23 protein-coding genes are annotated in these 23,832 nt (G+C 61.2%); 12 read left to right on the forward strand and 11 right to left on the reverse strand.

Annotated elements, in window-relative coordinates; translation table 11 throughout:
- Positions 1-32: 32 nt before the first annotated feature.
- Positions 33-1,253 carry a UdgX family uracil-DNA binding protein gene (locus FMA36_RS11720; protein WP_159262446.1) on the reverse strand — a complete coding sequence of 407 codons (1,221 nt, stop codon included), beginning with the start codon at positions 1,251-1,253 and terminating at the stop codon, positions 33-35.
- A 51-nt stretch (positions 1,254-1,304) separates the two neighbouring features.
- The gene (locus tag FMA36_RS11725; RefSeq protein ID WP_159262447.1) at positions 1,305-2,093 is read right to left on the reverse strand and encodes a sulfite exporter TauE/SafE family protein; all 789 of its coding nucleotides are present in this window, start codon (positions 2,091-2,093) and stop codon (positions 1,305-1,307) included.
- A 222-nt stretch (positions 2,094-2,315) separates the two neighbouring features.
- Between FMA36_RS11725 and FMA36_RS11730 the strand changes: the two genes are divergently transcribed.
- The 4 genes from FMA36_RS11730 to ihfB all read left to right on the forward strand — a co-directional run bounded on the left by FMA36_RS11730 (position 2,316) and on the right by ihfB (position 4,910).
- Positions 2,316-2,717, forward strand: a complete 402-nt coding sequence (locus FMA36_RS11730; protein ID WP_159262449.1) for an ArsR/SmtB family transcription factor — start codon at positions 2,316-2,318, stop codon at positions 2,715-2,717.
- A gap of 390 nt (positions 2,718-3,107) precedes the next feature.
- Complete coding sequence (locus tag FMA36_RS11735; protein WP_159262451.1) at positions 3,108-3,599, forward strand: Ros/MucR family transcriptional regulator; 492 nt, start codon at positions 3,108-3,110, stop codon at positions 3,597-3,599.
- 66 nt (positions 3,600-3,665) lie between these two features.
- Entirely contained in the window at positions 3,666-4,589 is a 924-nt protein-coding gene (gene sppA / locus FMA36_RS11740) for a signal peptide peptidase SppA (RefSeq protein WP_159262453.1), read from the forward strand.
- Positions 4,590-4,616: 27 nt separating this feature from the next.
- On the forward strand, positions 4,617-4,910 hold the full coding sequence (ihfB, locus tag FMA36_RS11745) for an integration host factor subunit beta (RefSeq protein WP_110569229.1): 294 nt from the start codon (positions 4,617-4,619) through the stop codon (positions 4,908-4,910).
- Between the two features lie 219 nt (positions 4,911-5,129).
- On the opposite strand, the gene FMA36_RS11750 is transcribed toward ihfB, so the two are convergent.
- Both FMA36_RS11750 and trxB read right to left on the reverse strand, forming a co-directional pair.
- Positions 5,130-6,014: a LysR family transcriptional regulator gene (locus FMA36_RS11750; protein WP_014104779.1), complete on the reverse strand. Its 885-nt coding sequence runs from the start codon at positions 6,012-6,014 to the stop codon at positions 5,130-5,132.
- 104 nt (positions 6,015-6,118) lie between these two features.
- Entirely contained in the window at positions 6,119-7,075 is a 957-nt protein-coding gene (trxB, locus tag FMA36_RS11755) for a thioredoxin-disulfide reductase (RefSeq protein ID WP_159262454.1), read from the reverse strand.
- Positions 7,076-7,219: 144 nt separating this feature from the next.
- Here trxB and FMA36_RS11760 point away from each other — a divergent pair, with 144 nt between their 5' ends.
- The gene (locus FMA36_RS11760) at positions 7,220-7,690 is read left to right on the forward strand and encodes an Lrp/AsnC family transcriptional regulator (RefSeq protein WP_061275817.1); all 471 of its coding nucleotides are present in this window, start codon (positions 7,220-7,222) and stop codon (positions 7,688-7,690) included.
- Positions 7,691-7,706: 16 nt separating this feature from the next.
- Positions 7,707-9,167, forward strand: coding sequence for an ArnT family glycosyltransferase (locus tag FMA36_RS11765; protein WP_159262457.1), 1,461 nt, complete (start codon positions 7,707-7,709; stop codon positions 9,165-9,167).
- Positions 9,168-9,527: 360 nt separating this feature from the next.
- On the opposite strand, the gene FMA36_RS11770 is transcribed toward FMA36_RS11765, so the two are convergent.
- From FMA36_RS11770 to FMA36_RS11780, 3 genes are all read right to left on the reverse strand, one after another.
- Positions 9,528-9,878, reverse strand: coding sequence for a response regulator (locus FMA36_RS11770; RefSeq protein WP_159262459.1), 351 nt, complete (start codon positions 9,876-9,878; stop codon positions 9,528-9,530).
- Positions 9,875-10,384: an NUDIX hydrolase gene (locus FMA36_RS11775; RefSeq protein WP_159262460.1), complete on the reverse strand. Its 510-nt coding sequence runs from the start codon at positions 10,382-10,384 to the stop codon at positions 9,875-9,877. Before FMA36_RS11775 ends, FMA36_RS11770 begins: the two co-directional genes overlap by 4 nt.
- 99 nt (positions 10,385-10,483) lie before the next feature.
- Complete coding sequence (locus tag FMA36_RS11780; RefSeq protein ID WP_240906340.1) at positions 10,484-10,879, reverse strand: hypothetical protein; 396 nt, start codon at positions 10,877-10,879, stop codon at positions 10,484-10,486.
- Between the two features lie 168 nt (positions 10,880-11,047).
- On the opposite strand from FMA36_RS11780, the gene guaA reads away from it, so the two are divergent.
- The gene (gene guaA / locus FMA36_RS11785) at positions 11,048-12,649 is read left to right on the forward strand and encodes a glutamine-hydrolyzing GMP synthase (protein WP_167518058.1); all 1,602 of its coding nucleotides are present in this window, start codon (positions 11,048-11,050) and stop codon (positions 12,647-12,649) included.
- 350 nt (positions 12,650-12,999) lie between these two features.
- On the opposite strand, the gene FMA36_RS11790 is transcribed toward guaA, so the two are convergent.
- A complete protein-coding gene (locus tag FMA36_RS11790; RefSeq protein WP_159262464.1) occupies positions 13,000-13,464 on the reverse strand; it encodes a hypothetical protein in 465 nt (154 codons plus the stop codon).
- 472 nt (positions 13,465-13,936) lie between these two features.
- Between FMA36_RS11790 and FMA36_RS11795 the strand changes: the two genes are divergently transcribed.
- From FMA36_RS11795 to shc, 4 genes are all read left to right on the forward strand, one after another.
- Positions 13,937-15,001 carry a hypothetical protein gene (locus FMA36_RS11795; RefSeq protein WP_159262465.1) on the forward strand — a complete coding sequence of 355 codons (1,065 nt, stop codon included), beginning with the start codon at positions 13,937-13,939 and terminating at the stop codon, positions 14,999-15,001.
- A gap of 338 nt (positions 15,002-15,339) precedes the next feature.
- Positions 15,340-16,398: an NAD(P)-dependent alcohol dehydrogenase gene (locus FMA36_RS11800; protein ID WP_159262466.1), complete on the forward strand. Its 1,059-nt coding sequence runs from the start codon at positions 15,340-15,342 to the stop codon at positions 16,396-16,398.
- 134 nt (positions 16,399-16,532) lie between these two features.
- Entirely contained in the window at positions 16,533-17,090 is a 558-nt protein-coding gene (locus FMA36_RS11805) for a TetR/AcrR family transcriptional regulator (protein ID WP_159262467.1), read from the forward strand.
- A gap of 41 nt (positions 17,091-17,131) precedes the next feature.
- Positions 17,132-19,237 carry a squalene--hopene cyclase gene (shc, locus tag FMA36_RS11810; protein WP_159262470.1) on the forward strand — a complete coding sequence of 702 codons (2,106 nt, stop codon included), beginning with the start codon at positions 17,132-17,134 and terminating at the stop codon, positions 19,235-19,237.
- Between the two features lie 124 nt (positions 19,238-19,361).
- Here shc and FMA36_RS11815 read toward each other — a convergent pair whose 3' ends face one another.
- Positions 19,362-19,928, reverse strand: a complete 567-nt coding sequence (locus FMA36_RS11815) for a hypothetical protein (RefSeq protein ID WP_159262471.1) — start codon at positions 19,926-19,928, stop codon at positions 19,362-19,364.
- A gap of 154 nt (positions 19,929-20,082) precedes the next feature.
- Here FMA36_RS11815 and FMA36_RS11820 point away from each other — a divergent pair, with 154 nt between their 5' ends.
- Entirely contained in the window at positions 20,083-20,433 is a 351-nt protein-coding gene (locus tag FMA36_RS11820) for a hypothetical protein (RefSeq protein WP_159262473.1), read from the forward strand.
- Positions 20,434-20,509: 76 nt separating this feature from the next.
- On the opposite strand, the gene FMA36_RS11825 is transcribed toward FMA36_RS11820, so the two are convergent.
- Both FMA36_RS11825 and FMA36_RS11830 read right to left on the reverse strand, forming a co-directional pair.
- The gene (locus FMA36_RS11825; RefSeq protein ID WP_240906341.1) at positions 20,510-22,117 is read right to left on the reverse strand and encodes a tannase/feruloyl esterase family alpha/beta hydrolase; all 1,608 of its coding nucleotides are present in this window, start codon (positions 22,115-22,117) and stop codon (positions 20,510-20,512) included.
- Positions 22,118-22,269: 152 nt separating this feature from the next.
- Positions 22,270-23,718 (reverse strand): phosphomannomutase, encoded by a 1,449-nt coding sequence (locus tag FMA36_RS11830; protein ID WP_206065317.1) that lies wholly within the window; start codon positions 23,716-23,718, stop codon positions 22,270-22,272.
- Positions 23,719-23,832 lie beyond the last annotated feature (114 nt).

Here is a 23,832-nt window from a genome sequence, read left to right on the forward strand (position 1 = left end):
GCATATCAGGCATCGGCTTTCCTCGTGACGGATTATGTCACGACAGGGCCGAGGCGGCCTGCGGCCAGGCGCAGGTCATTAACAAAGCGGTCATATTCGCGCGCCCGCGCCGCTTCATCTGGCAGGCGCAGCAGGTATGACGGGTGAACCGTTACGAGTCCGTCCGATCCATCTTCCATGGTGATGATGCGCGAACGCTCCCGGCTGATGGTGACGCTGCGCCCCAGCAGCGCCGAGGCCGCCGTGACACCCAGCATGACCACGACCGCAGGGCGGATGATCCGCCGCTCGGCGGCAAGCCATGGGGCGCAGGCCGCAATTTCCGCCGGGCCTGCCTTTTCATGGATGCGGCGCGTGGGCGTGCGGCGGAATTTGAAGTGCTTGACCGTGTTGGTCACATAAGTGTCATCACGCCCGATTCCGGCTTCCTGCAGGGCGCGGTCGAATAACTGCCCTGCCGGGCCGACAAAGGGGCGGCCTGCGCGGTCTTCAATATCACCGGGCTGTTCGCCTACGAACATCATGCGCGCTGTTTCCCGGCCTTCGCCAAACACGGTCTGGGTGGCATGGGCCGCCATGGGGCAGATCAGGCATGTTTTTGCCGCCAGCGCCACCGCGCGCAGCGATGTGATGCGGTCAATATCAAGGTCGGGCACCATGGGCATGGCGGGCGGCGGCAGGCTGGTCGGGTCAAGCGTTTGCGGGGCCTGGCCGAGGGGTTCGCGCAGCATCTCGTGGCCGGTCCAGCGCAGCGTGCGGTCCGGCATGTCAAGTTGCCAGGGGGCGAAGGAACGTTGCAGGGTCAGGAACCGCGCATTGCTTTCGGGCACAAGGCTGAGCGTATCCACGCGGCCCTGACAGGGGGCTGTGGCATCATGATGGGAAAGGGCCTCGCGGATTTCATCACGCAGGTGCCGGGTCTGCGCGATTACGTCTTCCTTCGCCGCGGCCATGCGGTCTGCCACATCCTGGCCAGTCGGCATGTCCATGACATGGTCATAAACCAGCATATAGGCGAGGGCGAAGCGGTCGGGCAGGGCGGACTGCACCATGGTGGCCGCAAGCTCCATCACCGCGCGCGACACGGTAAATCGCGCGGCGGCCGGGTCTGGTGCGGGCAGGGCTGCGGATTCGGTTGCGATCCGCCATGTAATGTCGGCAGGCGGGGCGTGGCGACCGGCAAGGCTGCGTGTGGCCAAGCGCCAGCCCGCGAAGTCGGCAGCATGGGCAAGGGTGACGGTTATGTTCGGCATGATGGCAGTCTCATCGCGGTGGCAGGCAGGCCCAGTAGCGCCCGCGTGGTGTCAGACAAGGCCCATGGCCTGCGCGCTGCGCCACATCATGTAGAATGCCACGATAAAGATCAGGCATGCAAAGATCAGCCGCAGGCGTTGCGGCTGGCGGCCCAGCCTGCGTGCTGCCAGCGTGCCGCCCAGGCCGCCTGCCATGCCGCCTGCCACCAGTATGGCCGCCATGGGCAGGTCAACCATGCCTGCCGTGGCATAGCTGACCGATGTGGTCAGCCCGAAGGCGCACACCGCCACCAGTGAGGTGGCAATGGCGTTGAGCATGGGCATGCCTGTTGCCGCCAGCAGCGCAGGCACGATCAGGAAGCCGCCGCCAATACCGAAGAAGCCCGAGCAGAATCCTGTCGCCACGCCATAGAGCAGCACCGGCGCCATGGTGGTGCGCTCGGTCGGGACAGGGGCCTGCGCATCTGTGCTGCAGCCACGCGCCATCAATCCGCCAACGCCCAGCATGACCAGCGCGAACAGAAACAACAGGTGCTGCCCGTTGATGATCTTGCCGCATGCAGCCCCCACCAGCGCGCCCCCCACGCCCGCGCTGGCGAACAGACCGGCGCATTTCCACCGCACGTTGCCAGCCCGGGCATGGCTGGCAAGGTTGAACAGGGCATTGACCGTAACGGCAACCGCACTTGTGCCGATGGCGCGGTGCGGGTCGGTCATGCCAGCCACGTAAAGCAGCAGCGGCACGGCCAGGATGGAGCCGCCGCCGCCCACAAGCCCGAGCGTGAAGCCGATAACGCCACCGCAGCCCAGCCCGAGGGCGACCTGCACAAGATCAGTCATGGAGCGTGCTGCCGGGCATCGGGCGCTGGCGTGAGCGGCTGGAGGGTCATGCGGTAAGTCCGGTTTGCAGCATATGGGGCCTGATAAATGGTTTATCTTTTTATTATATTATGTATGTATTTTATCAAGCGCTATATTTCCCTCGCGCGGCAGGTTGCTGTTGTGCGGGGCATGAATATGGTACAGCACGCGCATAAACCGCCAGCTGAGAGGGAAAGCTCCATGCCCAAAATGCCGAGAACACGCGAAGTGGCTGAAAGCCTTGTGCAGCGCTTGCGGCTCCTGGCCCAGCCACAGCGGCTCATGGTGCTGGCCTGCCTGCTCGATGGTGAAAAGAGCGTGGGCCAGATCGAAAGCGAGACCGGTATCGGCCAGCCAACCCTGAGCCAGCAGCTTGCGGAACTTCGGCGCGCCGAAATTGTTATAACCCGCAAGGAAGCCCGGCAGGTCATTTACAGTATTAAGGATAGTATGGAGGAAATGCGCGTGCGTCTGATCTGTGCTGTCTGCGATCCTGATTTCGACATGGAGCGCCTGGCCGGACTGGTGCGCCGGGGCGCAGCGGGCCCAAGCCCGGCCAAGGATGAGCCAGCGGCCTGCTTCGCCCGTATATATGAATCGTGATGCGCGATTGAAGGCGTATTTCAGAACAACATATTGATAAAACTAATAAAAGTTTTTATGGCATGCCGCCTTTGTTCAAAATGGCGGCATGATTTCAAAGCGTCCTGAAAAAATCGTCCCCAAAAAAACGGCCATATGATGGCGGGTGACCTGCTGCAGGGTGTTTCAGGCGCATATTTGAATCAATTTTATACAAATAGTTGCTTTTTGTGGTCGGCATTATTTAATACTGGATGTTCCATATAATATAAGAGGTATAGGTAATCAGAATAAGCGTAGTTGGTTCAATGTTCAGTATTGTATTCAGCGTTCTGTCCGTATATGTAGACGTAATGAGGGATCGTGAATAAATCACGAAATTTTATTGTAAGTTAAAGAGGCGCAAAAACCATGTCTGATACTGAACAGGATTTCTCATGTCTGGAACTGACCGCGCAGATCGTGTCGGCACATGTTTCCAATAACAGTGTTGGCGCCGATGTGCTGCCTGACCTGATCCGTAATGTTTATACGGCACTGTCAACGGTGGGTCGTCCGGCAGAAGAGCCTGAGAAGCTTCAGCCCGCCGTGCCCATCAAGCGCTCGGTGTTTGCCGATTACATTGTCTGCCTTGAAGACGGCAAAAAACTCAAGATGCTCAAGCGCCATCTGCAGAGCGCCTATGGCATGACCCCCGACCAGTATCGTGAGCGCTGGGGCCTGCCGGCTGAATACCCCATGGTTGCTCCCAACTATGCCGAGCGGCGCTCAAGCCTCGCGCGTGAAATCGGGCTTGGCCGCAAGATTACCGCAGCCTCCGCCGCCGCTGCAGCAGCAGCAGCACCCGATGCTGGTGGGGCGGAAGGTGGCCGTGGGCGACCGGGCCGCCGACGCAAGGCGTGATACGAGCCTGTTTTTACGTTTGATCCTGTCTTCGGTATGGGCGGTATCCGTGGTATTGCCCTAACCATGGATACAAGCCCCGATATGTCTGTGCATGCCACGTCACGCCGCCGCCAGCTTCTACTCTGGCGAGGGAGTGCCGTGGCTTTTTTTGTTCTGGCCTGCCTGCTGGCCATAGGCCGCTCGGGCGGGTTTGGCGGTCATGCCCCGCATCTTGTCCATCTCAAGCTTGCCGGGGTCATCGGCACGGATGAGCATGAGAATGTCGAGGCGCTGAAAAAGGCGGCGGATGATGCTTCGGTCAAGGGGCTGGTTCTTGAAGTCAACAGCCCTGGTGGCGCCGTAACAGGCGGCGAGGTGCTGCATGATGCCGTGGCGGCATTCGCGCGCAGCAAGCCGGTTGTCGTGTCCATGGGCAGCGTGGCAGCTTCGGCGGGGTATATGGTGTCGGTGCCTGCCAGCCGCATTTTCGCCAACCGCTCCACCCTGACCGGCTCGATTGGCGTGCTGCTGGAATCGCCCGATGTTTCTGGCCTGCTCGAACGGGTGGGCGTGCATGTGGACCAGCTTGTATCCGGCCCCATGAAAGGCCAGCCTTCCGCCGTGCAGCCGCTCTCGCCACAGGGGCGCGAAATGTTGCAGGGCGTTATTGCCGATCTTTACGGTTTTTTTGTTACCGTCGTGGCGCAGGACCGGCACATGAAGCCCGAGCGCGTGCGTGAACTGGCCGATGGCCGCCCCTATACCGGACAGCAGGCGCTCGGGCTTGGGCTGGTTGACCAGATCGGCTCGCTTGATGATGCGCGGCAGTGGTTGCTCAAGACCGCGCGTCTGCCCGATGATGCGCCTGTGACCGATATCGGGCCGCAGGCAACCCGGGTAAACTGGCGGCACTGGATTGCGGGTGTGTTATCGGGCGTGCCGGGTGCGGAAATGCTGCTGAAAGAAAGTAGTATGCTTGACGGGGCCGTTGCGATCTGGAAACTATAATTTCTTGTTTAATTTGAGGGGAACAGGATGACCAGATCGGAATTGATCGCCGAGCTTGCCGCAGCCCGACCCCATATCCCCCTGCGGGATGTGGAACGTATCGTTCAGGTCATCTTTGCTGAAATCAGCAATGCCCTGATGCACGGTGACCGGGTGGAACTGCGTGGCTTTGGCGCATTTACCGTCAAGAAGCGCGATGCCCGCACCGGGCGAAACCCCCGCACGGGGGAGAGCGTATCGGTGGATGAGAAGGTCGTGCCCTTCTTCAAGGCGGGCAAGGAACTGCGCGAACGCGTCAATTCAGCCCCCGCTGCCGATTGAACGGGGCGGCGGGTCTGCCGTTTTTTTAATGCTGTCAGGCAGATAAGAAGAGAGGCTTGCGGGAGCCACCCTTTTTCAAAAAGGCGGCGTTCCTTCAGGTTTTCGGCAAAAGCCGCCCTGAGATGTCCAGCGTGATGGCACGTTATGGTGCCACACAGGATTGGCATGCATTGCGTCACCCCGGCCGGAATGAACCGGCGCGGGGGACGTTGCGCGCGCTTAGTGGCGGGCGTTGATTTCCGCGAGCAGGAAGTCACGGAAAACAGCCACGCGCTTGGAGGTGCGCAGTTCCTCGGGGTAGACGAAGTAGGCATCCACCGTGGGCAGCGGCACCTCGGGCAGGATCTTGACGAGGTTGGGGTACTGCGATGCCGCATAAAGCGGAATCGAGCCAATGCCGATGCCAGCCGCAATGGCGCCCGCCATGGCGGCAAGGCTGTTGACCTCAAGGCGGGCCTGACGGCGCTCATCGGACGGCACGCCGGTCTCGGCCAGCCAGTTGATGTGCGGCACGGGCGGGTGATACCCCCCGAACAGGATCAGCTTGTGGGCGTTGAGCTCTTCCAGCGTGCGCGGCGTGCCGTAGTCATTGAGATAGGACTGCGAGGCATAGATCGGCAGCGGGAAGTCGGCCAGGTGCCGCTGGATCAGGTCCGGCTGGCGGGGCGGGTGCATGCGCACGGCCACGTCGGCCTCGCGCATGCCCAGATCGAGGTCGTTATCTTCCAGGATCAGGGTGATCGAAATATCAGGGTTGGTTTCCATGAACCGGTGCAGCCGCGGCGTGAGCCAGCAGGTGCCAAAGCCGGTTGTTGTCGTAACCCGTAGCCGACCGGCTGCCTTTTCCTTGCTTTCCGTCAGCAGGGACTGGGTCATGGCGAGCTTGGAGAAGACTTCCCGAACCGTCTGGTTCAGCGTCTCGCCCTGCTCGGTCAGGATCAGCCCCCGGGCATGCCGGTGGAAAAGGGGAACCTGCAGCGCTTCTTCCAGGGCTGAAATCTGCCGCGATACCGCAGACTGGCTCAGGTTAAGCACGTCGCCGGCATGGGTGAAGGACCCTGCCTCGGCTACAGCATGAAATATCCGGAGTTTATCCCAGTCCACGCGTTGACTCCGCTTTCTATCTTATAAAGGGCGCGCCAAATGTTATGACACTAGGGGTTGTGGTGAAGGAAATGCTGGAGCAGGTCAAGGACTCATGCAGTCCTTTACTGACCTGTGGCAAGAAAGCGCTCGGCCTCGAGCGCTGCCATGCAGCCGGTGCCCGCAGCAGTTACGGCCTGCCTATATATCTTGTCCTGCACGTCACCTGCGGCAAATATGCCTGGCACCGAGGTGCGTGTGCTACCCGGTGTCGTGGTGATGTAGCCATCCGTATCGATGGCCACGACATCACGAAAAATTGTGGTGTTCGGGGCGTGGCCGATGGCAACGAACACGCCATCCACGTCGATATGAGTGGTTTCACCCGTGACCGTGTCGCGCAGGTCCGCCCCCGTGACCACGGCGGGCGTGCCGCTGCCGGTAATGCGTTCGACCGCCTTGTTCCACAGCACCGATATCTTGGGGTTGGCATGCAGCCGGTCCTGCAGGATCTTTTCCGCCCGCAGGGTGTCGCGGCGGTGGATGAGGGTGACGTGGCTGGCATGATGGGTGAGGTAGAGGGCTTCTTCCACCGCCGTGTTGCCGCCGCCAATCACGGCCACGCGCCTGCCGCGATAGAAAAAGCCATCACACGTGGCGCAGGCCGAAACACCCCCGCCCTGGAATTCCTTCTCGCCCGGCACCCCGAGCCACTTAGCCTGGGCGCCGGTGGCGATGATGACGCTGCGCGCCTCGTACACCGTGCCGGAATCGCCGGTGGCGTAAAAACGGCCACTGCCATCAGCGCGGCTGAAATCGCATGAGACGATGATGTCATCCATCATCCGGGTGCCGACATTGCGGGCCTGCTCGGCCATCTGCTCCATCAGTTCCGGCCCCTGTATGCCTTTGGCAAAACCGGGATAGTTCTCGACATCGGTGGTGATCATGAGCTGGCCGCCGGGCTGTAGCCCCGCCACGAGAACGGGCGAGAGACTGGCGCGCGCAGCATAGATGGCGGCGGTATAACCGGCGGGACCCGCGCCGATGACAAGCAGGTCGGTAGAAACGGTCTGGGGCATGAGATCGGGAAAACCTATCGTATCGTCATAATTTCCTTTGGTATGGTCGTCCACTGGCGTCCGTGCAAGGGTTGGAGTAGAAAGTGCTTCATTATCGTGGCACCCGGTCCGGCGGTTGCCCCTTTGTCGAGAGATGGAATGTGCATGGCGGAACGGATGGCTGATCTGGATGCGATTGATCGTCGGATTGTGGCCGAACTTCAGCTCGACGGACGCATGACGAACGTGGAACTGGCGCGGCGGGTCGGCATTTCCGCACCGCCCTGCCTGCGGCGCATGCGCAGGCTCGAAGAGGACCACGTGATCCGTGGCTATCATGCCGACACTGATGGCGCGCGGCTGGGCTGGTCGATCACGCTTTTTGCCCTGATCGGGCTGGATAGCCAGAAAGAAACCGTGCTCGCCGCCTTTGAGGCACAGGTCTCGGCCTGGCCGGAGGTGCGTGAGTGCCACATGATTCGTGGCGGCGGCGACTTTCTGGTACGGCTCGTAGCGCGTGACGCAACGCATGAAAACCTGCTGACCCGCCAGTTGACCGAAGCCACCCATGTGGTGCGCGTGCAGACACTTCAGACCATCCGCACCAGCCTCAACCGCCCCGGCGTGCCTGTGTGAAGGTATTGGCGTGAGCATGAAGGACAGCCCGCGCCCGTGGCTGTGCCTGCTTGGCCTGATCGCCTGCCTGCGGCTGGTGGTGGCGGCCTTCCTGCCACTTTCGCCTGATGAGGCCTATTACCGCATATGGGCGCTGGCACCTGCGGCAAGCTACCTGGACCACCCGCCCATGGTGGCGATGTGGATCAGGCTGGGCATGGCGCTTGGGGGCGATGATCCATTTGGCGTAAGGCTGGTGGGCGTGCTGGCAGGGGCGGGGGCTTCCTTTTTCCTGTTCCGGGCTGTGCGTGACCTGCTGCCGGATGCTGCGCCCGCGCTGGCCTGGCGGGCCTGTGCGCTGTTGCAGGCCACACTTGCGCTGGCCATTCAGTCCGTTGTCATGACGCCGGACATGCCGGTGCTTTTCTTCCTGTCCGTACTGCTCTGGGTCATGGGGCGCATCGTGGCGGGAGGCGGGGCGCGCTGGTGGCTGGTCGTGGGTCTTGTGGCCGGGCTGGCCTTTGACAGCAAATACACCGCCGTGCTGCCCGTGGCGGGCATTGGCCTGTGGTGGTTGGGCCAGAGCCTGTGGCAGCGCGTGCCAGGGCAGGGCAGGCACTGGGCCGCGATTGCAGGTGGCCTGATGCTGGCCGTGCTGTGCGTCGCACCCGTGCTGTGGTGGAACGCAACGCATGGCTGGGCCAGCTTTGCCCGTCAGGGTGGCCGCACGGCAGACTGGCATCCGGCAAGGGCCTTCCAGTTTTTGACCGAACTGCTGGCCGGGCAGGTGGGGTTGATGACACCGGGTATTGCCGCGTTTTTCGTGTGGGGGCAGGTCCGTGCGTGGCGGCAGGCCTGGCGGGTGCCCGGTGCGGCCCTGCTGGCCTGTCTGGTAGTCGTGCCGGTGTGCGTGTTTGTGCAGCATGGCATAGGCGACCGGGTGCAGGCGAACTGGCCGGTGGTGATCTACCCGGCGCTGGCCGTGGCCACGGGGCTGGTGGGCTGGCGCTGGGGGCGTTGGGCAGTTGGCAGCGGGCTACTGATTGGTGCGCTGGTGTACGGGCAGGCGCTGTTTGCGCCGCTACCCCTGTCTTCCCATACCGATGTGGCGCTGCGGCAGATGGCGGGCTGGCGCGGGCTGGCGGTGGATATTGCAGCCGTGGCCAGACCCGGCGAATTCGTGGCCGCGTGTGATTATGGCACGGCGGCGGAACTGGCCACGGTACTGCCCGGCCGCACCGTGGTGGGCATGGAGCCGCGCTGGGCGCTGTTCAACCTGCCGCATGACGTGACGGGCGGGGGCATTATGGTCTGCAATCCGCGCCGCACGTTCGATACGGATATGTTCGCCTCCGTAGACAGGCTGGGCACGGTGATGCGCGGGCGCAAGGGGCGCGTGGCCGAGCCGGTTGGCCTGTATCGCGTGCAGTTGCGTCCTGACCTGTCAGCCGCCGAGCGCCAGACAATGGTGCGCCTGCCGGTGGCCGGTGGCAGATGAGCATCATGAATTCCTGTTTCGAATAAAATCGGCCGTTTTCTTGTCGTTTCTCTATGCTTCTTTTTACTGATATGGAGGTGCCTTTTGCTTTCCGGATGTAGTCTGGTCGGGCTTCGGAAGCAGGGAAATACCATTTTCTAATAGTGTCCCACTCTTTTGGAGCAGTATTCTGACAGAGAGTAGGCACTTTTTTTGTGCTTCAGGATAATATTTTCCAGTCTCTGCTTTAATTTTAAATATTTCTCAATAAAAAATAATAAAAGTTTTCGGGTGCCGCCTTTTTCCAAAAAGACGGCATTCTTCAAAGTATCTGAAAGAAGCCCTGCCAAAACGACCGGCCTGCGTCGCACGGCATCAGCCTCAGTCAGCCACAGGCAACGCCTGGCGCACCTGTTCGAGCATGGCCTTCATGCGGAAGGGTTTTTCCAGCAGGGGCAGGGGCGCGTAGCCTGCCAGCCGGTCGGGGTCGCCGCTCATCACGATCACATGGCTGCCGCGCGCGCGGGCGGCGGCAATAAAGGCATCGGGCTCGCCATCGGGCAGGGTCAGGTCAACCAGCGCCACGGCGCAGGGGTGCGCTTCAAGCTGGCGCATGGCCTCGGCCACGCTGGGGCATATCGTGGTGGTTATGCCGTCGCTTTCCAGCATGGTGGCGACCAGTTCGGCAATCATGGCCTCGTCTTCAACAATCAGGGCGGTGCGGGCGGTCATGACAGGAGGCTTTCGGCCCGGTGGTGGGGGGCGGTATCGGTCTTGCGGGTTTGCGGGGCCAGTGGCCACGGTGCGATGCCCCGGGCTGACAGGGCCAGGGCGCCGAGTTCGGGCAGGCCGGGGCTGAAGGCGGCCGGGCGGGCATGCACCTGATCAAGATCGAACCAGTCGACGGCATCCGCGTCGTCGCCCGCATGGATGTCGGTCCAGCCATTGTCGTGGCATTTTACGGCCACGATCAGATAGTGAAAGCGGATATGGCCCTGTTCGTCACGATCGATCAGGTCGAAGGCGGTCAGCGTGCCCTCGGCATGGGTGATGAAGCCGGTCTCTTCGCGCAGTTCACGTGCGGCGGCATCAAAACAGGTTTCGCCATGTTCGATCCGCCCGCCGGGAAAGCCCCACAGCCCCTGATCGGGCGGGTTGCGGCGGCGCACGAGCAGCATGCGCCCCTTGCGGACGATGATGGAAAGAACGGCCCCGGCCAGTGTCATGTTATCGGACATGGATGGAATATATCGGATCGTGGCCCCGCATCCATGCCTGTACGGGACCAGGGTGTTCCCGATTGCGTGAACATGTCCGTGCGTGGCGGCATGGCAGGCCTATCGGCTGAGCACGATATGCGCGCGGCAGCGCGGCGTGCCATAGACGCCAACGATGGTCTTTCCTTCAGGATGGGCCTCGAACACCATGGGGAAGGCTGCGCCCGACGGCTGTTGCAGCAGGGCCTCGACATGATAGTGGGCGTATCCATTTTCGGGCTTGCCGCGCAGCGGTACGGAGCCATCGGCGGGGGTGAAAGTGAGCGTTTTCGAGCCCACCTGAAAGGTGGAGGTATCGCGTGTCTCTTCGGTGCAGTTGCCCTTGTCGGCCACGAGTTTGCCGGTCCACAATCCTTTCGGGTCATGCAGCGCATCGGCTGCGGCGGGGTGGGCAAAGGCGATGATGCCGGCCAGGCCAAGGGCCACCACCGCTGGCCGCACGAGGCATGCAATCATGAAAACGGACCTCTGGTTCGGGTTTCGGAACGTGGCAGGCGACATGGGCCTGCCTCATGCCTTATATTGTGCTATCTGCGCCCGAAAGACTATCCCACCCTTGCATCGGGTCGCCCGCTCATGCTGGAAGCCCTGTGTATCGATAATGCCGCGACCGAAAGACACATGATGAACGACACCGTGAATACAGCCCCCCCACCGGCAGGACTTGATGAATCCCTGCATGAAGACCGGATCCTGATCCTGGATTTCGGCAGCCAGGTCACGCAGCTGATTGCCCGCCGCGTGCGCGAGAGCGGGGTGTATTGCGAGATCTGGCCGTATTCCAGCACGGCCGAGCGGATTCGGGCCTTTGCGCCCAAAGGCATCATCCTTTCAGGCAGCCCGGCCAGCGTGCTTGACGAGAATGCGCCGACCATCCCGCCGGTGGTGTTTGAACTGAACGTGCCGGTGCTGGGCATCTGCTACGGGCAGCAGGCCATGTGCCGCATGCTGGGTGGCAGGGTCGAATCATCCGAACACCGTGAATTCGGCCGTGCGCATATCGATATCATCAAGGATTGCGCGCTGTTTCGTGGCACATGGGCGCGCGGTGGGCGCGAGCAGGTGTGGATGAGCCATGGTGACCGCGTGACCGCGCTGCCGCCCGGCTTCCAGGCCGTGGCCGTGAGCGAGGGCGCACCGTTCGCCATCATCGCTGATGAGGGCCGCAGGCTCTATGGCGTGCAGTTCCACCCCGAGGTGGTGCATACCCCGCATGGTGCGGCCCTGCTGCGCAACTTCACGCATGGCGTGGCGGGGTGCCGGGGCACCTGGACCATGGCCGGCTTCCGTGACATGGAGATCGCGCGCATCCGCCAGCAGGTGGGCAAGGGGCGGGTGATCTGCGGGCTTTCGGGCGGCGTTGATTCCTCGGTGGCCGCCGTGCTGATCCATCAGGCCATTGGCGACCAGCTGACCTGCATTTTCGTTGATCCGGGCATCCTGCGTGCTGGCGAGGCAGATGAGGTGATCCGCACCTTCCGCGATCGCTTCAACATTCACCTGATCCACCGTGATGCCTCCGACCTGTTCCTCAACGCGCTCGAAGGGGTGAGCGACCCCGAGATCAAGCGCAAGACCATTGGCCGCCTGTTCATCGAGGTGTTCGAGGAAGAAGCCGCCAAGCTTGGTGGTGCCGAGTTCCTCGCACAGGGCACGCTCTACCCCGACGTGATCGAGAGCGTGAGCTTTACCGGCGGCCCGTCCGTTACCATCAAGTCGCACCACAATGTGGGTGGCCTGCCCGAGCGGATGAAGATGCAGCTTGTCGAGCCGCTACGCGAACTGTTCAAGGATGAAGTGCGCGAACTCGGCCGCGAGATGGATATTCCCGAAGCGATCGTGGGCCGCCACCCGTTCCCTGGCCCCGGGCTTGCCATCCGCATTCCCGGCGCCATCACGCGCGAGAAGCTGGCCCTGCTGCGCCGTGTGGACTCCATTTTCCTTGAGGAAATCCGCGCGGCTGGGCTGTATGACGCCATCTGGCAGGCTTTTGCCGTGCTGCTGCCCGTGCGCACCGTGGGCGTCATGGGTGATGGCCGCACCTATGATTACGCCTGCGCCCTGCGCGCCGTGACCAGCACGGATGGCATGACGGCGGATATCTATCCGTTTGACATGTCTTTCCTCAACCGTGTGGCCGGACGTATTGTCAATGAAGTGCGGGGCGTGAACCGCGTGACGTATGACATCACGTCCAAGCCGCCGGGAACGATCGAGTGGGAATGATTTCCACAAAGGGCTGAAAGCTCCCGCCCTTTCTCGTAAATCCGGGCATGGCGTGCCATGCCCGGGCGTGCCGGTCGGGAGGTGGAGAGAATACCGTCAGAAGCAGAGGGGCTTTTGACGGTATTTCTGGGTCGAAATTATTGTATTTCCTATGGGTGTGCAGTAATTTTTACTTTGAAATATAAGTAAAAACAGGACAGCAGAGTGTCTGTTCTCGTTGCATGAAAAGCGGGATGCGCTCCCGGATCAGGAAGCATAGGGTCCGGCATGTTCGAATGGACATGCATTATGCGATGGCGCCTTTGGCACAGGCAGGGGCGGTAACAGGATGGACGCCACCCGCTGCTGTTTTACTGATCGACTGATCCCGGCTGTTCAATAATGATCCGCATGCCCCATGTCTTGCCGCCATCAGTTGTTGTAAGCACGACCTGATAGGTACCGTTATTGGGAATTATGATGTGGTCGAGAGGCGTATCTGTTGAGGGCCAGGTAATATTCTTGTCATCATAATGTTTTAACGACACCGTCATTGGCGCAACCGGTGCCGCCGTAATGCCGCTGATGATGGCTGCTTTCTGGATGTCTTTGGGCAGCAGGGTTTCGATTGCCCTGATGTCGATATCACCACCACGGTTGGAGGCCAGGCTGAGGATGGCGGAAATGCAGCTTTCGTATTCCTTGTAGCTCTCGCTTGTGCAGGGTGTCTGAACGGTCGCGCTTGCCGGGGTTCCATCGGGCAGCTTTACGTCCGTTGCATGCGCGTGGCCCGTCAGCAGGAGCGCCGGAACAAGGGCAAAAAAGCTTTTACGCATAATATCAAAACACCTTACGGGAGATTTGGATAACGCTCACAATCCTGATCATTACTCCAGATTGTTCCTTCTGCACAGGATATGATGCGACCGTATCAGCGGGTTGATACACTATTTCATAATAACGCATACCTCTTGAAAAATGCCTTCAGGCACAGGGCAGGCGGCCTGAAACAGACATTACGACGGGACCATGCCCGTGAGGGCAGTATAATTTACATGATTTTAATAATATCATACAGTCTGCCTGCCAGCACATCATGCCGGGAATGGACCTATATTATTGAAAAATATCCATGAAATGATTGTAGCATGTTTTTTTCATTCCTGGATAAAAATAGATAGAGTTACAATTCAAGAAAACAACATGTTATCATGACACAATGCAGTACGGTCGGGTGCCTTAGCAGCATTAAAAAATAATTAAAGTCCGTATAATATATCGTATTGAAAGATGCAGAGTTCTGTTGCCATGAAAAAAATTATTCTTGTGCCGCTTGTTTTATTACTGGGTGGATGTTATGGCGTTGGCTCACAGAGACTGGATCGCGATCAGCTTGACTATTCACAGGCACTGATTGGTTCTTCCAAACAGCAGACACTCCTTAACGTCGTCCGTTTGCGGTATGCCGACACGCCTGGCTTTCTCGATACGACCCAACTGATTTCCGGCTACCAGTTACAGCGCAATATTTCCATCGGGGTCGGCTCGGATTCCAACCCGATCAGACCCGCAGGGACAATCGGGGCGCAGATACAGGAAAGCCCGACGTTTACATTCCAGCCCGTTACGGGCGATGCCTATGCGCAGAGTTTCCTGCGCCCGCTTCCCCCCGGCAGCCTGCTGCCTCTCGCCATGGGGGGGTTGCCCATCGATATCCTGTTCCGCCTGTCGGTCCAGTCGGTCAATCTCATCAATAATGCGGGTGCCATAGGGGGTGACCTCGGACGGGGCTCGCCTGAATTCTTTGAACTGCTCTATGACCTGCGCCGGCTGCAGATCGCGGGCCTTCTTGGCATACAGCTTGAACATAGTGAGGAAATACCAGGAAAGACCCCGGCGTTTGATCGGGTGTTCCTGACGGTATCCTCAACGACAGACCCGATCCTGTCTGAAGTCGTGAAGGCAACGCGGCGGTTTTTTGCAATGGGCCCCAATGACGAGCGCGTGGAAGTCATCTATGGGGCAGGCAAGCCGCAACGTGGTCAGGTCAGGCTGCTCACGCGCACAATGCTCGGTGTTATGGGGCAGATTGCCTACCAGATCGACGTTCCGCAGGAAGATATTGATTCAGGACGCACCCTGCCCAAAATCATTTTGGTCGGGCGAAATACAAAGCCAACGGTTTTTGTTCATGTCAGCAATGAACGGCCGCGATCTTCTTTTGTATCAACAAAGTACAATAATAAGTTCTACTATATATCGGATACCGATTTTCCCAGCAAACTCGGGTTCACCATGCTGCAGATCCTGATGGAACTGTCCAAAACCACCAAAAATCCAGGCGCCGTGCTGACAATACCCGTAAATGGATGAAGCACATGGCACGCTCTCCCATCCATCCGCCTGTCGCGCCCATGCCTGACGTGGCGGCGGTAGCTGTGCACCGTGCTTATGCAGGGATAAACCGGAATGTCATTTCCACAAGACCTGCCGCAGGGGGGCGTACCGCCTGCCTTGCAGGCCTGAACCATCAGTGCAAGACTGCGTTCTTGCAAACTCCGGTGTGGCAGGGCTTCAAGGCTCCCTCAGCCTGAGGCGGGAAAGTCTGTTTCCGCCGCCATGTCTGGCGGATGATCTTCATGCCACCGAGCGGGCGAGAAAGGGCTTTGTGCCCGTGCCGTAGAGCAATAGTCTGAACAGGGTGGAACAACATGAAAACCATTGGTTATGCCGCGCGTGATGCAAAAACACCGCTGGCGCCCTATGCCTTCGAGCGCCGTGACCTGCGTGATAATGATGTGGCCCTCGAAATCCTGTACTGTGGCGTGTGTCATTCCGACCTGCACCAGAGCCGTGATGACTGGAAGGAGTGGGGGCCAACGCTCTACCCCTGCGTGCCGGGGCATGAAATCATTGGTCAGGTCGTGGCTGTCGGCCCCAGGGTGACACGCCACAAGGTGGGTGATGCCGTGGCCGTGGGCACCATTGTCGATAGCTGCCAGCAATGCGACCAGTGCCGCCGGGGCGAGCAGCAGATGTGTCGCGAAGTCCCGACCCTAACCTATAACGGCCGCGACCGGCTCACCTGCGAAACCACGCATGGTGGCTACTCCAAGCACATCGTGGTGCGCGATGAATTCGTGCTGCGCCTGCCTGCGGGGCTTGATCCCGCCCGCGCGGGGCCGCTGCTGTGCGCGGGCATTACCGTCTATTCCCCGCTGCGCACATGGAATGTGGGGCCGGGCAGCCGCGTGGGCGTAGTGGGCATTGGCGGGCTGGGGCATCTGGCCGTGCGGCTTGCCGCAGGGCTGGGCGCCACGGTCACGGTCATTACCCGTAGTGCCGCCAAGGCGGCGGAAGCGAAGGCGCTGGGGGCGGATCATGTCATCGTTTCCACCTCCGATGAGGCGATGAAGGCCGGGGCCTCCTCGCTCGATGTCATTATCGATACCGTGCCCGTTGCGCATGATGTCTCGCCCTATGTTGCCCTGCTTGATGTGGAAGGGGTGCTGGTGATTGTGGGCAATCTTGGCCCGGTGCCCGCGTTCAGTTCGCTACCGCTGGTGCTGGGGCGGCGGCGCATTACCGGCTCGCCCGTGGGTGGCCTGCCACAGACACAGGAACTGCTCGACTTCTGCGCGCGCAAGAACATCCTGCCCGATTGCGAGATCGTGCCCATGCAGCAGATTAACGAGGCCTTCGAGCGCATGGACCGGGGCGATGTACATTATCGCTTTGTGATCGACATGGCCTCGCTCACCGCGGCCTGATACCAAGACACGTTTGCGGGTGCCGCCTGTTTTCAAAGGCGGCATTTGGCTGGGCGCACGGCAATGACTTGCGGGGTGCGGACCGCCATGGTTTAATTCCATCCAGATGGAATGAAACTGCGGAGGCCCCGCGCATGGCGCGCCCGAGAACCATTGACCGCGACAGGGTGCTTGATTGCGTCGAACACCTTGTGCAGCGCGAAGGTGCTGCCGCGCTGACGCTCGATGCCGTGGCGCGCGAGGCTGGCATTACCAAAGGCGGCCTGCAATACTGCTTTGGCAGCAAGGATGACCTGATTACCGCGCTGATCGACCGCTGGATCGCGGTTTTTGATGCACAGGTGAGCCAGAACATGCCTGCCCGCCCCGATGCCACCGATCGGGCACACGCCTATGTGGTGGTGGCCAGCCAGATTGATGAGGCCACACAGACCCGTATGGCAGGCATGCTTGTCACCCTCATGCAGTCACCCAAACACCTGCACCGGCTGCGGGCGTGGTATGCACGCTGGTTCAAAGTGTGTAATCCGGCCTCTGCCGTGGCGCGTCGGGCCCGCACGGCGCTTTTTGCCGCCGAGGGGGCATTTTTTCTGCGCAGCACAGGGTTTATTGAAATGGATCAGGCGGAGTGGGAAACTGTCTTCGCTGATTTTGAGCAACTGGTCGCATCCCCGCAGGCCAGCACGGATTGACAAGGCCCCTGACTATTATATCGCCCACAGGTATGGATGAAATGAACAGCGAAAGTCGTCTTTCACGCAAGCAGGCCGGCACTCCCGGCCCCGACAAGACCGAATCCCGCCCCGATTCCGCTCCGGCGGCGGCTTTCAGGGGCATTGACAACAGCCTGACGCACACCATTTCCGCCGCCTGCAAATGGCTGATGGAACAGCAAAAGCCCGATGGCCACTGGGTCGGGTCGGTCGCGTCAAACGCCTCGATGGAGGCCGAATGGTGCCTGGCCCTGTGGTTCCTTGGCCTTGAGGACCACTCCCTGCGCCCCCGCCTGGGCAAGGCCCTGCTGGAAATGCAGCGCGAGGATGGCTCATGGGGCATCTATTACGGCGCGGGCAATGGCGATATCAACGCCACTGTCGAATCCTATGCTGCCCTGCGCTCGCTGGGTTATGCCGCCGATGACCCCGCCCTGAGCCGGGCGGCTACATGGATCGCGAGCAAGGGCGGCCTGCGCAACGTGCGCGTGTTCACCCGTTACTGGCTGGCCCTGATTGGGGAATGGCCGTGGGAAAAAACGCCCAACCTGCCGCCTGAAATTATCTGGTTTCCCAACAAATTCGTTTTCTCAATCTACAATTTCGCGCAGTGGGCGCGCGCGACACTGGTGCCGCTGGCCATCCTGTCCGCGCGGCGCTCCTCACGCCCCCTGCGCCCGCAGGACCGGCTTGATGCGCTGTTTCCCGCAGGGCGCGAGAATTTCGATTACGAACTGCCTCCGCGTGATGGGCAGGATCTGTGGGCCACCTTCTTCCGCAAGACCGATCGCGCGCTGCACTGGCTGCAGACGAAATTCCTCAAACGCAACACCATGCGCGAGGCCGCGATCCGGCACATGCTGGAATGGATCATCCGCCACCAGGATGCCGATGGCGGCTGGGGCGGCATCCAGCCGCCATGGGTCTATGGCCTGATGGCGCTGCATGGCGAGGACTACCAGTTCCATCACCCCGTCATGGCCAAGGGACTGGCTGCGCTGGATGATCCCGGCTGGCGCTATGACCGGGGCGATGCAAGCTGGGTGCAGGCCACCAACAGCCCGGTATGGGACACCATGCTTGCGCTGATGGCCCTGCATGATGCTGATGCCGAGACCAATTTCTCCCCCGAGATGGACAAGGCACTGGGCTGGCTGCTTGAGCGGCAGGTGCGGGTGAAGGGCGACTGGTCCGTCAAGCTGCCGGATCTGGAACCCGGTGGCTGGGCGTTTGAATACGCCAATGACCGTTACCCCGATACCGATGATACCGCCGTGGCCCTGATTGCACTGGCCGCCTGCCGCGACCGGGAGGAATGGAAGGGCAGGGGCGTCGAGGCCGCCATTACCCGCGGTGTGAACTGGCTTGTGGGCATGCAGAGCACCTGCGGCGGCTGGGGCGCGTTTGACAAGGATAACAACCGCGCCCTGCTGTCCAAGATCCCGTTCTGTGATTTTGGCGAGGCACTCGACCCGCCTTCCGTCGATGTAACGGCGCATGTGCTCGAGGCCTTTGGCGTGCTGGGCCTGCCGCGCGACATGCCTGCGCTCCAGCGCGGGCTGGCCTATATCCGCGCCGAGCAGGAAGCCGATGGCCCGTGGTTTGGCCGCTGGGGCGTCAATTACCTGTATGGCACGGGCGCGGTGCTGCCCGCCCTTGCCGCCATTGGCGAGGACATGACCCAGCCTTACATTGCCAAGGCGTGTGACTGGCTTGTGGCCCACCAGCAGGAAAATGGCGGCTGGGGCGAAAGCTGCGCATCCTACATGGAGATTGCCTCTATCGGGCGCGGGCCGACCACGCCATCACAGACTGCCTGGGCGCTGATGGGGCTGATCGCGGCCAACCGCAAGCAGGACCATGAGGCCATCGTGCGTGGCTGCCGCTACCTGATCGACCTGCAACAGCCTGATGGCCGCTGGGATGAAAAGGAGTTCACCGGCACCGGCTTCCCCGGTTACGGGGTGGGGCAGACCATCAAGCTCGATGACCCGGCCCTGACAAGCCGCCTGCAGCAGGGCGCGGAACTCTCGCGCGCGTTCATGCTGCGCTATGACCTGTACCGGCAGTTTTTCCCCATCATGGCGCTGAGCCGGGCGTCACGCCTGCTTAAAAGCAGCACCTGAAACACAGGCAGGCGCATTTAAAATGCGCCTGCCCATCTGACTTTTAAAAAACTGAAAGAAGTTTTTGGTGAAGCTGTTTTCAAAAAGCTTCAAAACAGCGCTGCCTTAAATAAAGCAGCGCTGTTTATTTTTCCGTCCCGTCTTTCCTTGTTGTGGCGGGGCTGGCTTCAATCCCGTTCGGCCGGGCTTTCATGGCATCAGCGGCGGGCACGCCATGCAGGCGCATGGCTACGATCCTGCGCAGGATCGGCTCCTTGGCGCGCGATAATGCTGCTATCAGCAGCCTGTCCATGCCGGTCTTGCGCAACACAAGCTGTACATGTGGCGGCAGGTGCGCAATGACCAGATTGGCAAATCGGGCAATGATCAGTTCATCGGCCAGAATATTGAACACACTGGAAGAGGCGACCTGCCGGATGGTCTGCTCGATCAGCGGGCCATATTTTTCCAGAAGTTCGGAATCCCTGATGGACAGGGTCCTGTTGCGCAGCCACTGGATTTTCTCCTGCGAGGCGTCGCTTCTGTAATAGTCTTTTACTCCTTTCCTGACCCGGCCCGTTCTTTCGCCTACCGCAGCGATCCTTGATTTCAGCCATCCCTTTTTGCCACCATTTTCAGGGGGCAGGGGGGTATCATCGCCTTCCGGGCTGCCCTGCGCGGCTTCGGTGTGTTCGTGGTCTGCTGTCATCATGTTCTCCGGCCGGGCGTGGCTAATGGGGGCATGGGTGTTGATAAAGGATGGCCAATGCCTGTCGGTTAATCAGGCATAAAGCCTAGTTTATTGACATCTATGGGTACCTTTATCATAAGCACGGCCTCAATTCCTGCCCGTGAAAGAACTCACCATGCGTTTTTCAGTTAAATCCCTGCGTTCCGGCCTGGTGCTGCTTCCCGTGCTGGCGCTGACGGCCTGTGGCGGCCCCTCGACGAGCGACATACAGACGGCGCTGGACAAGAGCATGAAGCAGGAGCTTGACCAGGCAAACCACCTCAGCATGGAGTTGATCGGGCGGCCCAACCCGCTCGTGTCACAGAACCCGCAGGTCAAGGTTGTTGATAGCGACTGCCACACGAAGGAAGGCGAGGACTCCATCTACACCTGCAAGATCACGCTGAAAAACGCGCAAGGCGACGTGCGCGAGGCTACCGTGCCGGTAAAAAAGGTCGAGGGTGAATGGGTTATTCTGAAAAACTGAAAAGGTTTTTGGAGAATAACTGAAGTTTTGGAATGCCGCCTTTTTTTAAGACGGCATTCCCTGTAGTTTTTAAAAATTATTTCGTGCCTGGCGTAACGCAGGCAAAGCTTCGGGCATCATCCATGTCGCCCTGCCCATCATAGCGCGCAACAGCGGGCCAGGCGCAGAGCGGGCGGGTGCGGACAATCCTGCCCTCGTCAACGCGGGCCGCAACGATCATGTCAGGCGCCTGCCCGTGGCTGACCCAGTTATCGATTGCACCGAGCTTGCTGAAGGTGTCACACCCGGCACCACCGTGGCAGTGCTCCATGCCGGGAATGGTGATGAGCCTGACCCCGTCATGCCCGGCAGCCCCCGCGTGGCGCTGCACGGCCTGATAGTAGGTGGCAAGCTGCTGGGGATTATGGCCGTCATTCCAGCCGATATAGAGCAGCAGCCTGCCCCCGCGGGCGAGGAAGGGCGCAAGGTTGTCATCCACATGCAGGAGCGGGCCGACCTTGCGGGTGGCTTCCTGCACGTCGGTATCCCATTTCAGGGTGGTCCAGTCCCAGTCCGGGTTCTGGAAGGCTGCGTATCTGAACAGGTCGAGCGCTACGGGGAAGGCCTTGCCATCCGCTGAAAAACCATCCTCGCTGCCCTTGGCCGGGCCGGGGAAGATGACCGTGTGCGTCAGCGGGTCAACGGGGCCCTGATAGATGTTGCGCGCGGCACGTACTTCGTCGGCGGTCAGGCAATTGGTCGTGTTGCTGCCCGTTGCGCACAGAAGCTGTTCGGGCCTGAAGGCGCAGCGGTCCGGTTCATCCACAAAGCCCTGTTTTTTGCCTACCGGTCCCGCGCAGGCATTCATGACCGCCGTATTGAGCAGCCGGAACTTGTCGCGTGATACGCGCAGCGCCGGATCATGATAGCTCATCCACCCCGCCCAGAGCTGTTCGGCATTGAAGTTGACAATCGGGTTGGGCGGCGCGCCCGCTACAATGCCGTCATAATCCTCAGGGTAGCGTTTTGCTTCGATCAGCCCTTCCAGACCGCCGAGCGAGCAGCCGATCCAGTAGGCATGCGTGGCCTCGTGGCCATAGAATGTCCTGACCAGCGCCTTGGCCGCGACCGTCATCAGGTGGTCGGCGCGGTAGGCGTAGTCGATCATTTTCTCGGGGTGGCCCAGCGTAAAGCGCCCGCCCTGGCCCTCCGGGGTGGCGCTGTCATGCCCGGTATCGGTGCTGGCTACCGCATAGCCTTCGCTCAGGCCGGTGGCCATGCCATCATACATGAGCGAGCCTGCCCAGCCAAAATTGCCCACCCCCAGCAACCTGCCGTTCCACCCCTTGAGCGGCAGCCAGATTTCGGTGCGGATATGGGAATCCGCCGTTGGGTGGAGCGTGATGGCCACGCGGCAGAAGGCGGGGTTCGCGGCCTCGGTCGGGTGCCCGGCCAGGTTCATGCCCGGTGTGGACATGATGTGGCTGAGCTGGTCCTGCGGTGCGTGCCAGCTTCCGGCTTTTACGGTTTCAACGGTGGTAAAGGTGGCATCAGGCAGGGCGTGGCGGGCAAGGTCGCTACACCCTGTAGCCCGTGCCGTGCAGACCCCGGCCATCATGAACGGGGCGGCAAGCAGGGCACCTGCCACGGCGCGCCGGTAAGCACGCCATGAAGGGCGCGCGGGCAGGGGATCGGGGTGAGGCATGCGAAGGTCCTGGCGGCTCATTGCAGGGAAAACAGGTGTCATGCGCCGGATCGGGTCATGACGGCTGCCCCCATTGTGGTCCCGAATGCCCAAGGGTGGAAGCCCCCGGGCCACGGGCAGGCGGGGGCCTCAGTCCAGCGCGGGCCGCAGCCTCAGCGCCATGCGCTCACGGCCTCCAGTCCCGTCTGCAACAGTTGCGCCGCCCGTTCGGGGCTTTCGGCCTCCACATACACGCGCAGTTCCGGCGCGTTGCCTGAAGGGCGGAGGTGAATGACCTCGCTGCCCGCAAAGGTCATGCGCAGGCCATCGGTTTCATCCACATAGGCCAGCGTGCCGCAGGCATCGGTCAGGCCCAGCGCGTCCGCCCCCTGTGCCGGGTTGCTACGCAGGGCGGCGATATGGGCGGTGCTCTGGTCGGTGGGCATGTCTTTGAGCCGGTCGCTCAGCGTAAAGCGGCGGGGCAGCGTGGCGACAAGTCCGGCAAGGTCGGTGCCGGCCTCGCGCGCGGCCACGAGCGCGCAGATCATGGGCAGAACGGAATCCCGCGTAGGCAGTGCTGCCAGCACGCGCCCGCCGCGCGTGACCGGACTTGCCAGCAGAAAACCGCCATTGGCTTCATACCCGACCGAGGGTTCATGCCCGTCAACCGCCGCCTGCGTCATGGCCGCGACCACGTAGGGCGAGCCGATGCGCGTGCGCTGCACCTTATGGGCAAAGCCTGCCTGCTCCAGCGCCGTGTTGCTGCTGACCGGGGTTGCCACGGCGCGGGCGGCCAGGAAACGGGCGGCCAGAATGCCCAGCACGTCGCCGCGCAGCCATGCGCCATGGCGGTCGGCCAGCAGCGGGCGGTCGGAATCGCCATCGGTGGTCAGGATGGCATCAAGCGTGCCATCGGCGGCCCATTCGCGGGCGAGGGCGGCATCCTCGGGGCGGACGGCTTCGGTATCAACGGGGATGAAACTGTCCATGCGGCCCAGTGGTACGGCAGTGGCGCCAAGGGCCTCGACAATCTGCACCAGCACGTCGCGCCCCACGGCGGAATGCTGGTAGATGCCCAGTTTCAGTCCCGCCAGCGCATCGGCACCAAAAAAGTCACGGTACCGGGCCACAAAGCCGGGCACCACATCGGTTACGGGCGGCAGGTCGGGTGGTGCCGTCAGCGTGCCTTCGGCATCGAACCAGCCTTCGGGCAGGTTGACGTCAAGCCCGCGCATCGCGGCTTCATCGGGTTTGAGGAACTCGCCGCGCGCGCGGTTGAACTTGATGCCGTTGCGATCGGCCGGAATATGGCTGCCCGTGACCATGAGCGAGGGCATGCCATGCGCAAACGCATGCAGGCACAAAGCGGGCGTTGGCACATAACCGCAAAAGACCGGCACGCCGCGCATGTAACGGATCGCGGCCGCACAGGCGCGCAGGATGCGGGGCGTGCTCGGGCGCAGATCCCCCGCCACGGCCACTGATGCGCCGGGCGCGAACTCGCCAAGGCTGGCCAGGTGCCGCAGGTAGCCCACGGTGTAGGCGAAGCAGACCGAATCCTTCATCGCGCTGACAAGGCCGCGCGCGCCGCTCGTTCCAAACGCGACACCGGAATGCTGCATCCACTGGGCTATCTTCATGGGTTCTTTCTCGCTCCTGACCAATCCTGCGCGGGCTTTCGCGCCTGCCTGCACACAACGCAGGCGCGCGGGCAGGCGTTTATACAAACAATCGTG

The organism is Komagataeibacter xylinus, assembly GCF_009834365.1.
GTDB lineage: Bacteria > Pseudomonadota > Alphaproteobacteria > Acetobacterales > Acetobacteraceae > Komagataeibacter > Komagataeibacter xylinus_D.